At 36.2% G+C, this 11,065-nt stretch carries 9 protein-coding genes and 1 pseudogene; 3 read left to right on the forward strand and 7 right to left on the reverse strand.

What is annotated here, in order from left to right; translation table 11 throughout:
* The 5 genes and pseudogenes from C6H17_RS02585 to C6H17_RS12080 all read right to left on the reverse strand — a co-directional run.
* Positions 1 to 839: pseudogene (locus tag C6H17_RS02585) on the reverse strand (glycosyltransferase); the annotation flags it as partial.
* 16 nt (positions 840 to 855) lie between these two features.
* Entirely contained in the window at positions 856 to 2,676 is a 1,821-nt protein-coding gene (flgK, locus tag C6H17_RS02590) for a flagellar hook-associated protein FlgK (RefSeq protein WP_005216844.1), read from the reverse strand.
* A 10-nt stretch (positions 2,677 to 2,686) separates the two neighbouring features.
* Positions 2,687 to 3,127 carry a hypothetical protein gene (locus tag C6H17_RS02595; RefSeq protein ID WP_004086064.1) on the reverse strand — a complete coding sequence of 147 codons (441 nt, stop codon included), beginning with the start codon at positions 3,125 to 3,127 and terminating at the stop codon, positions 2,687 to 2,689.
* Positions 3,128 to 3,325: 198 nt separating this feature from the next.
* Positions 3,326 to 3,574 carry a flagellar biosynthesis anti-sigma factor FlgM gene (locus C6H17_RS02600; protein WP_005216841.1) on the reverse strand — a complete coding sequence of 83 codons (249 nt, stop codon included), beginning with the start codon at positions 3,572 to 3,574 and terminating at the stop codon, positions 3,326 to 3,328.
* Positions 3,575 to 3,659: 85 nt separating this feature from the next.
* Positions 3,660 to 3,830, reverse strand: coding sequence for a hypothetical protein (locus tag C6H17_RS12080; protein ID WP_155116633.1), 171 nt, complete (start codon positions 3,828 to 3,830; stop codon positions 3,660 to 3,662).
* A gap of 187 nt (positions 3,831 to 4,017) precedes the next feature.
* Here C6H17_RS12080 and C6H17_RS02605 point away from each other — a divergent pair, with 187 nt between their 5' ends.
* From C6H17_RS02605 to C6H17_RS12085, 3 genes are all read left to right on the forward strand, one after another.
* Positions 4,018 to 5,382, forward strand: coding sequence for a peptidoglycan DD-metalloendopeptidase family protein (locus tag C6H17_RS02605; protein ID WP_020995459.1), 1,365 nt, complete (start codon positions 4,018 to 4,020; stop codon positions 5,380 to 5,382).
* 9 nt (positions 5,383 to 5,391) lie between these two features.
* On the forward strand, positions 5,392 to 6,024 hold the full coding sequence (locus tag C6H17_RS02610) for an NUDIX domain-containing protein (RefSeq protein ID WP_020995458.1): 633 nt from the start codon (positions 5,392 to 5,394) through the stop codon (positions 6,022 to 6,024).
* Positions 6,025 to 6,108: 84 nt separating this feature from the next.
* On the forward strand, positions 6,109 to 6,279 hold the full coding sequence (locus C6H17_RS12085) for a hypothetical protein (RefSeq protein ID WP_005216838.1): 171 nt from the start codon (positions 6,109 to 6,111) through the stop codon (positions 6,277 to 6,279).
* Between the two features lie 169 nt (positions 6,280 to 6,448).
* Here the strand turns inward: C6H17_RS12085 and lepA are convergent, their stop codons facing one another.
* Both lepA and C6H17_RS02620 read right to left on the reverse strand, forming a co-directional pair.
* Positions 6,449 to 8,242 carry a translation elongation factor 4 gene (gene lepA / locus C6H17_RS02615; protein ID WP_004086076.1) on the reverse strand — a complete coding sequence of 598 codons (1,794 nt, stop codon included), beginning with the start codon at positions 8,240 to 8,242 and terminating at the stop codon, positions 6,449 to 6,451.
* A 292-nt stretch (positions 8,243 to 8,534) separates the two neighbouring features.
* Positions 8,535 to 10,655, reverse strand: coding sequence for an RNA degradosome polyphosphate kinase (locus C6H17_RS02620; RefSeq protein WP_020995457.1), 2,121 nt, complete (start codon positions 10,653 to 10,655; stop codon positions 8,535 to 8,537).
* Positions 10,656 to 11,065 lie beyond the last annotated feature (410 nt).

An 11,065-nucleotide genomic window follows, 5' to 3' on the forward strand; every position in this document is an offset into this window, starting at 1 on the left:
CCTATAATCTCTAATTGCCATGAGGGGAATTTATGTGCGATTTTGCTATACGCATCAATTAGTCGTGGGAATCCTTTATGATTATTTACTGCATCCATGCGTCCAACGGCTATGAGTTTGTGTTTGGTGTGAGGGTTGTTAGAATCTAGATTCTGTAATTTCCATGCTTTTAATATAGACCTTGCTATAATAAATCTTTGTGTGTCGTTATAGAAAGATTTATCTAGCATATCTTCATAATGTGATTTTATTAAAGCATGCAGGTTACTATCTATATCATCTTTCTTCATAAAAGATTCTAAAACTTTAGGCAATGTGTCTTCAAAAGGCAGGATAGGAATAAAATTTGGTATTTTTACGATATGTTTGCTGCTTTTTTGCCATTTTAGCAATTCTTGTTCGTTTAAGAATACAATGCAGTCAAATAGATTATTTTTCTTCTTCCATTTTTTAATCACAGAATGCACGATTTTAATATATTTTGTGTTTTTAACTCTAAATCGTGGATAGAAAAAAGCAAAATCAGATTCTATAATAATATCATAATCCTTGTATCTATTCATACGATAATTAATCACTAAAGGCTTTATCCAACGCCATAAAATCCGCTTTAATCCGCGATAACCCTTATGTATATCATCAAAGTTATGTAGATAGCTTGCGCTTACTTTTGGATTAATAGGATAGGCATAAGGCTCTTTTTCACTTGTATCGGTATAGTATGAGACAATGCTTATTTCATAGCCCTTAATCTCACAAAGTGCATTACAAAGATTAATAACAACTCTCTCACTCCCACCTTTGCATGCAACATTATGAAGTGTAAATAGAATCCGCATAAATCACTGCTTAACACTATTGTTTAATACCAAGTAAGGTTTCAATCATTCTATCAATAGTAGTGATTACCTTTGCGTTTGCTGCATAGCCGCCTTGAAACTTTATGAGATTTACCATCTCTTCATCAACACTTACTTGTGAGATTGCTAAATGCTCTTTTTTAATCGCTTCTAATACACTTTTCTTTGTATCAAGTGTGATTTTTACCTCTTGTGTTTGATTGGCTACTGCACCTGTTGTGTATTGATAAAACTCATTTAGCTTCATGTGCTTTTTATCAAGCTTATTTTGATAAAACTCAACCTCATCGTATTGGAGTTGTTGCATCATATTTGCTATATCAAAGTTACCACTAACTGGCATAAGCCATGGGCGAATCTTTGTTGGATCTTTTCTATACTCTCTCTCAAGATTAATGCTAGAGGCATCATTCCCAGAGAAAAAGCGATTGATGCCAAATGCACCTGTAAAATTTGTGCCTTCATCTTTTAAGCCAACATAAAGCCCTTTTGTTGGATATTTTGAAGTGATTTTAAACTGCCTTGCATCATCATCATAATATGCTTGAAAATAGTCATCAAAGTCATCTAGGGCGTTATTATTGTTGTTATCATCAGTGTTTGCATTTATTTGCTTGACTATATCGTGCATAGTCGTTGGCACATCAATGTGAATGTCCTTTTTTGCCAATACCTCACCATTTGCGTTATACGCATAGAGTGTAAATTTACCCATTTTTATATTATAGTTTGTATCACGCAAAGCTTCATTTTTACCGATTTCTAAAATATCGCTTTTTATAGAATCTGTCCCGCTCTGTGCGTATATCGTATTTGTAGATTCTATAAGTCCTCTAGCAAAGCTATCAAGTAAATTCATATAATATTGCAATTTACCGACTTTTGTCCCTTCATAGCCATTATTATATAAGTCAATCAAAGCACCGACTTTTCCCTCGTCCATGCGATCAGTAATATCTACATCTTTAAAGTCATAACCGCGTATATAAAGCCTATTTAGCCCTGCTGCATTATTGCTTTTATTTAGCACAATAGGGTGAAAGTTTGCCCCATCAATAAAGCTAAAGCCATGCCCTACGCTAAAGTTATAATCTTCATCAAAGTCGGCTGCTTGAGATCCTACAAGGTTATTTGCTTTTAGTTTGCCTTTAAAAACATTACCGCCTAGAATCTCTTTTAAACGAAACTCTAACTCATCTCTTCTATCACGCAATTCATTTGCTTGTTTTAAAGTAAGGCTATCTTCCATTTCTTTCATTTTCTTATTGATTTCAGCGATTTGAGCCCCAAGCTTATTGGCGTCATTAATCTGTGCTTCCATCTCTTCGCTTTTTTTGCGTTGTAAGATTAAAAGCTTTTCTTTTGTATCATTAAGATTTCGTGTGAGAATCATCGCATTTTTTGCTAATACCTGCTTTTGTGCGGTATCATTTGGATTTTGTGCTATATCTTTCCATGAGTTAAAATACTCTTCTAAATCATTATAGATTCCCACACCTTCTACATCGGGGAAGAATGTGCTTGCCTCACGCAAGGTAACAAACTCTGTATCAAAAAAGTTATGCTCTGTTGCTGCCTTTGAATAGCGAGAGAATACAAACTCATCATGTAATCTTTGTATAGAATCAACATTAACCCCACGACCAAGATTATAATCTGGAAAATAAAGCGGTGCTTCAGGATGGACTATAACCCTTTGTCTTGTATAAAACTCATCACTTGCATTTGCAATGTTATTGCCCGTTACATCAACCATAAGTTGATGTGCATGCAAACCCGTTGTGCTTGTGTGTAATGATGATAAAATACCGCCCATAATGTCCCCCTTACGCTTGGATTCTTAATAGTTGGCTTTGTTCTACGCGACTTTTATAATCTGCTTTTTCACGCGGGATAAGTCTATCAGCAATAGAAGTGTAAAACTCACTCACTGCAAAAACCATGCGTGCATAATGCGTATTAATGCTTTTTAACTCTTCTAATGTTTTACGCATATCTGCTAGAAGTGTATTTGCCCTCTCATCTAGAATCTCTGTTAATTTTAAATGCGGATTGTTTTGTGTAAGCTGCAACATCTCTTGGTCTATCATGCTTTTTGCAAGCTCAAACTCTCTAATTGTTGAAGCCTTTAAAGCACCGCGTTCAAAAACTACTTCATGATTTGCCGCTTTTACATCTTCAATATCACTATGTGTGTAAGCAATGAGTGATTGTAACTTAGCGATTGCATCAGTAAGATATGTGTGTAGTGTTTCTGTCTTTATCATAGTCCAACCCTAGTAATAAACAGACAGAAACTAAAATTTGTAGAGATATATGGAATCTAAGATTTGCTAAACTTGTCATCTAAAGTTTAAATAACAGAATCTTAAAAATCTTAGTGAAGCTAAAAAGCTTATTCTCTGTATCTGCTAGATTCTCTAATTCCCTAGATACTCTAGCATGATGTAGAATCTGTCCTTATACTAGAGATTAAGCAAACTTTGTGCCATTTTTTCAGAAGTTGCAGCTAAATTGACTTGATAGTTACCATTTTTAATATCTTCTTTAAGTTGGGCGATTCTATCGCTATGCTTTCTATCGCCAACATTTGAGAATAGATTATTTTCTTGCTGCTTATTTTCAACGCTTTTTTCATAATTGCGGTTTATATCATTTCGTTCTCTTGCTTGAGTTTGCTGAACGGAAGCCGCTATACTGCTAGCAATTCTCATATTTGTCTCCTTACAAAAGATTTTCTTACTAAATCGGCTAAAATATAAAAAATTCAAGTGTCCTACTGAATTTTGTGCTGAAATTTTATTGAATCTTTTTATTCATTTCTGATTGAAAATTCTCCACCGTAGTCGTGCCACCTTGTGATTTTCCACCGCTATATGAATTTGCCCCCTTATATGTATAAAAGAGAATAAACGCCATTGCGTAAAGAAAACACACAAAAACTATGGTAGGATAAATCCAATTTCGCACATTCTAGCCTTTAAACTTGTGAAATTAAGATTTATATACAAAAAAAAGATATAATCTAACCTTTATTTCACTTATGACACTCTTAAATAAGAGTATCTCAAACATAATGTTAGCAAATATAATACCAAAATTCTAACATATTTTAATTTTTTTGTGAAGTATTTTAAAAAAGGAAAGTAAAAGAATAATGAATATTTTTTGCAAAATCATACTTCTATACTGCGTTGCGATGAATATAGCAGTATTTGGCACAGAAAGCCAAGATTTATTAGGTAAAGATTCATCAAGTAGAGATTCTCAAAATGCAGATAATAGCACAAAAGAGATAGAATCTAAAGTCTCAAAGCCCACAAAAACAAATGGATTCTACGCAACCTACACAGAGCAGTATAAATGGGAGTATGGCTCAACTTTCTTGGGCTTTTTAGCAAAAAATAATATCTCTGAAAAGACATATTATAACCTTAGCCCAGAAGATAAAGAGTTAGTCGCTGATGTAAAAACAGATAGCGATGTGTTTGTTGTGCGTGATTCTTTAGGGAATCTGGTGCAGGCTTTTTTGTCATTAAATGCAGACACACAGGTGCATATTTTCTATGATTTTGCAAAAGAGCAATACAGCCTTGAGATTATCCCCATTATTTCAATACAATTAGAACAAAAAGTTGTAGCACAAATCCAAGATGGTGGCGGACCATCAAGCGCATTATATGGAGCAACGCAAGACCCAAAGCTAAATCAAGAGTTCATCGCCGCATATAAAATGCGTCAAGTCGTGCAAAAAGGCGATAGAATCGCAGCAGTCTATCTAAGACAATACAGACTAGGAAAGCCAATCGGTGCTCCCGATATAAAGTCCATTGCTGTGGAATCTAATAAGAAATTTCAATATCTATTTGGATATAAAAACCGCTATTATGATTTAGATGGAAAAGAGATGGCAAACTTCTTTTTAATTACACCGGTAAAATATCGCAGAATAAGCTCTAGATTCTCATCAGGGCGAAGACACCCCGTTTTAGGCTATGTGCGTCCGCATTATGGCGTGGATTATGCTGCTATTACAGGCACGCCAATCTATGCAGCAGGTGAGGGAAGGATTACTTTTTCTGGGGTAAAAGGTGGGTATGGTAAGGTTGTAGAGATTAATCACTCTGGTGGGATTAAAACCCTATATGCCCACATGAGTAAAATTGCAAAAAGCAGTCGTGTTGGCACTTATGTAAGGCAGGGGACTTATATCGGCAATGTCGGTAGCACAGGACTTAGCACAGGACCGCATTTACATTTTGGCGTGTATAAGAATAACAAGCCTATTAATCCATTAGGACAGATTAAAACCGCACGCAGTGAGTTAAGCGGAAAGGATAAAAAAGCCTTTAGCGAGTTTGCAAAGGAAGCAAAAGAAATACTTGATACATTTGTGAAAAATGCGACATTTAATAACAATACCTTTGTGATACAAAAAACTCTTATCCACGATGACTCATTAGATGAAGATTCTGATGAGATTGAGTATAGCGACACCACAAGCGATAATACTCCACAATAAAGGAATGCTATGCCAACAAACATGCTTTACTACAAAGGACAAGACACACCCCTGCCACTTCCAAACACACCAGAAATTCTTAGTATAAGCCCACTCACAACTTCAAAATACCTGCAACTACAACAAGTAAGATTCAAAGAAAACAATGATATAAAAGTGTGGGATATTGCAAATGCCAATGATAGCGTTGCAATTTTGCTTTATAATAGAGATAAAGATGGCTTTATCCTTGTGCGACAATTTAGAGTGAGTGTATTTTTGAAAAATCCCTTGCATGGCTTTATGTATGAGCTATGTGCAGGATTATGCGATAAAGATATTAGCCCAAACGAGATTGCAGTCCAAGAGATACAGGAAGAATGCGGTTATCATGTAGAAGCAAACAAGCTAGTTTTAATCAATCAATTTTATAGCAGCGTAGGTATGAATGGAGCGCGTCAATATCTCTTTTATGCAGAAGTAAGCGAACAAGACAGAGTGAGTGAGGGCGGTGGTAATAAAGATGAGCAAGAATATATTGACATTATCTTTGTGCCAAGAGAGCTTATACATGAATTCTTACAAGATTCTAAATGCCCTACAACACAATCTTTTGTGTATGCGATTTTATGGTTTGAACGACAAAAGTTTCCTACAAGATAAGAGAATATTCAACAGATACCTAAAACTGAACTTGACAGATTTGAGAAGATTAAAGAACTTGAGAATGAATTAGAAATAAAGCAAATGTATCTTAAGGAAATTGAATGTTGTGGTGATGCTGATATGGATACACTAGGTTGTGATTTTGATGATGCTTTTTGGGAATCAGTCCACATAAAAAGATCATTAGAAAAAGAAATAGATGAAATAAACACAAAGCTTAATGATATTAAGGATGAAGCCAATAATGCATAAATTTAGAATCAACAGCAAAAAGTATGTATATGAGAGTTACTAGAATCTATTTTGATATAGCAGTAAAATTCAGTTTAATAACCAAGCAGCCATTCTGTCAAAGCAGAAAAGTTATATTTAATCAAAATGTGATATAAAAATTGAAATCTAAAGTTAATGAGTTGGACTATTAATCAATCTTCAATACCGCAAGGAATGCCTCTTGTGGGATTTCGACTTTACCGATTGCTTTAAGGCGTTTTTTGCCTTCTTTTTGCTTTTCTAGAAGTTTTCTTTTTCGTGTAATATCCCCGCCATAGCATTTTGCGGTTACATTTTTACCCATAGATTTCACGGTCTCCCTTGCGATTACTTTATTGCCAATACTTGCTTGAATAGCCACTTCAAAAAGCTGTCTTGGCACAATCTCTTTCATCGCAGATACAAGCGCCTTGCCTCTCTCATAACTCTTGCTTTTATCCACGATAACACTTAAAGCATCAACAACTTCCCCTGCCACACGCACATCAAGCTTTATGAGATTACCCTCTCTATACTCAATCGGCTCATAATCAAAACTCGCATAGCCTTTAGTCTGTGATTTCAGCTTATCATAAAAATCCATAATGATTTCATTGCTTGGCAGGGCATAGGTCAGCATAACGCGATTTTCATTCAAATACTCCATATTCTCTTGCACGCCTCGCTTGTTATTCAGCAGCACGATGATATTACCTAAAAACTCACTTGGCGTAATGATAGTAGCCCTTACAAATGGCTCTTTTATACAAGCAATTCTTTGTTCTGGTGGCAACTCGCTTGGATTTTGCACCATAACCATGCTGCCATCTGTTAAATGCACTTCATATACAACGGTCGGTGCCGATGCGATTAAATCAAGTCCAAACTCCCGCTCTAATCGCTCTTTGACAACCTCCATATGCAAAAGCCCTAAAAACCCAACGCGAAACCCAAAGCCAAGTGCCACACTGCTTTCTGGCTCAAACTGCAAGGCAGAATCATTAAGCTTTAATTTATTCAAAGCATCACGCAAATCTTCAAACTTATCTGTATCAATAGGATAGATACCCGCAAATACAAAGGGCTTTGCTGGCATAAAGCCCTCAATTGCTTCACTCGTTGGATTCTCAAGCAAAGTAATAGTATCGCCAACCGCCATTTCTGTAACGCTTTTCAACCCAAGATTTAATATCCCAATCTCGCCACTCTTTAGAATCTCGCTATTTTGCTTATGAAGCGGATGTGGATAGGCTAGTCCTAAAACTTGATACGCATTATTTGAACTCATCGTTTTTACCATATCACCCTTTTTTATTTGCCCTTCCATGATTCTAATAAGCCCCAATGCACCTAAATAGTTATCAAACCATGAATCATACACAAGGGCTTTAAGAGGTTTAGAATCATCAATGTGTGGCGGCGGAATAAGCGTAACAATGCTTTCTAATAAAGATTCTATACCCTGCCCAGTCTTTGCACTCACAAGCACCGCATTAGAGCAATCAAGCCCTAAAATACTCTCAATCTCTGCGATAACTCGCTCGGGCTGTGCGGCTGGTAAGTCAATCTTATTTATCACAGGGATAATCTCAAGGTTATTTTCAAGGGCGATATACACATTTGCGATAGTTTGGGCTTGTATGCCTTGACTTGCATCAACGACAAGCAACACACCCTCACATGACTTCAATGAACGCGACACTTCATAGCTAAAATCCACATGTCCGGGCGTATCAATGAGATTTAGGATATAGGTTTGCCCCCCTTGCTGATATAAAAGCCTCGCACTTTGGGCTTTGATAGTAATGCCCCTTTCTTTTTCAATATCCATGGTATCCATCATTTGTGTGCTTACTTCACGCTTAGATACACTGCCACATGCTTGCAGTAAGCAATCAGCAATGGTGCTTTTACCATGGTCGATATGGGCTATGATAGAGAAATTTCGAATATTACTTTGCATGTTATACCTTATAGAATCTAAAATGCGACAACGGAGTGCCATAAATATTATGTCTTATTGTAAATAGCTAAAAGGCTAGATTCTATCAAAAATATACATGATTGTCAAAATATCTTTTATTTAGGGTTTTATTGCATGGATATTTCTTTATGTTTTATTATATTACAGGTTATAGTTCATAAGACTTTTATGTTGTTATGTGCGTTGCTGTAACTTGATAGGCAAAGATTATAATGCCTTTCCTTGCCTAGAATACCACATTTTGTGGAGACAAATCATTAAAGCTTATGAATTACGACTCGCCCATCATGCGTGTTACAAGTCGTTTCATTTTTTCATCAACTTTTTTGTTGGCATTGTGGATTTGTGTAGTCATTCTCTCCCATGCTTCTTGCGATGAGAGTCCGCCATCTTTTGCTGGGACTTTTTGATATTCACCATCGCTTTTCAATTCATATCTTTGCATAGTGTCATTTAGCTGCAAGGTCAGAATCTGCATGAGTTTTTCTGCTACGCGTTTATTTATCGCTGGTGTGAGTAGCTCTACTCTACGCTCCAAGTTTCTTGGCATAATGTCTGCACTTGCAAAGTAAATGTTTGTTTTTGCGTGCTTGAAATAATAGATTCTAGCATGTTCTAAATATTTGCCAACGATAGAATATACATTGATATTTTCGCTCAATCCCGCAACTCCGGGTTTCAAACAGCATATACCGCGTATGATGAGATCCACTTTTACCCCCGCTTGTGATGCCTTATATAACGCATTTATAATGTCAATATCCACACATGCGTTTGCTTTCATAATGATTTTACCTTGTTCTTTATGTGCGATTTCATCATTGATTAATTGTAACAGGTGCTTTTTTATCTGCGTTGGCGCACTATATAGCGTATCAAGTGTAGCGCGTTTAGAGCTACCTGCAGAGAGTGAGTGAAAGAATTTTACCGCATCTTTTGCAAAGGCTGGATTTGCACTAAGCAAACTCACATCTGTGTAAATTTTTGCAGTTTGTGCGTTGTAGTTACCAGAGCTTAGATGCACATATTCATGCAATTTATCCCCCTTTTTGCGAATGACAAGGGCTATTTTTGCATGCACTTTTAGATTTGGCACACCATAGATCACATGCGCCCCAGCAGATTCTAAAGCCTTTGCCCAGTGAAGATTATTTTCTTCATCAAAGCGCGCTTTTAGCTCAACAAGCACGGTTACTTGCTTCACCTCAGCGGCTTCTGTCAGGGCTTTAACAATGGGCGATTTTGCCCCTACACGATAAAGTGTCATGCGGATAGATAGCACATCAGGGTCTTTTGCTGCTTGTTGTATAAACTGCACGACAGGATCAAAGCTCTCAAATGGGTGAAATAGCAATATATCCTCTTTTTCAATGCAATCAAAAATATTTACAGAATCATCAAGTGGTGGCAAAGTCTTTGCTACATATTGTGGCAAGGTAAGATATGCATATTCTTTTAATCCTACAAGCTCCCAAAAGGCATTCATGCCAATAGGCGTCTTATATGTATAGACATCTTCTTTTGGCACTTTTAGCTGCGTATTGATAAAATCTAGCAATTTTGTATATTCACTCTCTTTGTTTGCACTACCGACTTCAAGCCGCACAATCTCGCCTTTTTTTCTTGCCCGTAAACCCTCGCTCATAAGCGCGATAAAGTCATCTGCCTCATCTTCTTCTATCTCCATATCCGCATTTCTTGTAACTCTAAATGGCAAATATGCAAGTGTCTCATAGCCCTCAAATAGCTCACTTGCAAACTCTCCAACAATACTTTCAGTAAATACAAAAGAGTCATGATTCACACGTACAAAACGCTTCAAAACGCGTGATATACGCACCATGCCATACTTTATCTCATTTGTTTCCTTATTTTTTAGTGTTAGGGCTATGGCAAAGCTTAGATTATTAAGATGGGGGAATGGATGCACAGAATCTACAACGATAGGCACGATAATGGGGTATAAATAAGTCTTAAAATATTTGTGCATCTCCTGCTTTGTTCTAGAATCAAGCTCATCAAAATTACGCAAAATAAGCTTTTCTGTCGCAAGTGATTTCTTAATATCATTATACAGACTTGCAATAATATCTTTTTCTTTGTTGATGTATGTGCGTATGGCATTTAGCTGTTCTAAAGGCGTGAGTTTATCAGCCCCGCTCTCAATAACACCATTTGCAAAAAGTCTTTGCAAACCAGCTACTCTTATCATATAAAATTCATCAAGATTTGTGCTATAAATCGCTAGAAACTTTAGTCGCTCAAGTAGGGGCAACTTTGTATTCTTTGCCTCATTTAAAACGCGCGTGTTAAATCTTAGCCAACTCAACTCGCGGTTAAAATACATGTCTTTTTTTGCGATTTCTGCGTTTGTCTGTTTATCCTTTTGCATACCACTCTCCTTGTGTCTTTCTTATATTTTACATTATTTTTTGAATTTCACAGAGATTTTATGCAATTATGACTATTTTATAAGCATATAGTTATAAATTTTGATATGTATTTTAAGAAAATGTGGTAGGGATAAAGATTCTAAATAGCTAGAATCTTGATGCTTATTGTAAATTTGTAGAGATAAGACAGGATTAGAATCTACAAAAAGATTTTACAATTTCTAATTTGCATACTAAAATCTGCTTACACTAGATTCTAAGCATGGAATCTAGTGTCATGTAAATATTCACAAGGGACTTATACCATAATGCTTTGCACTAATGCAAACTAGCAACTATAAGTAGTTAAAAACTCAAATGGGTGTGGTCTTGCTTCCCATGGCCAGATTTCTGTTTCAAACTTATATGC

It is taken from the genome of Helicobacter rappini (assembly GCF_900198625.1).
Classification (GTDB): Bacteria; Campylobacterota; Campylobacteria; order Campylobacterales; family Helicobacteraceae; genus Helicobacter_A; species Helicobacter_A rappini.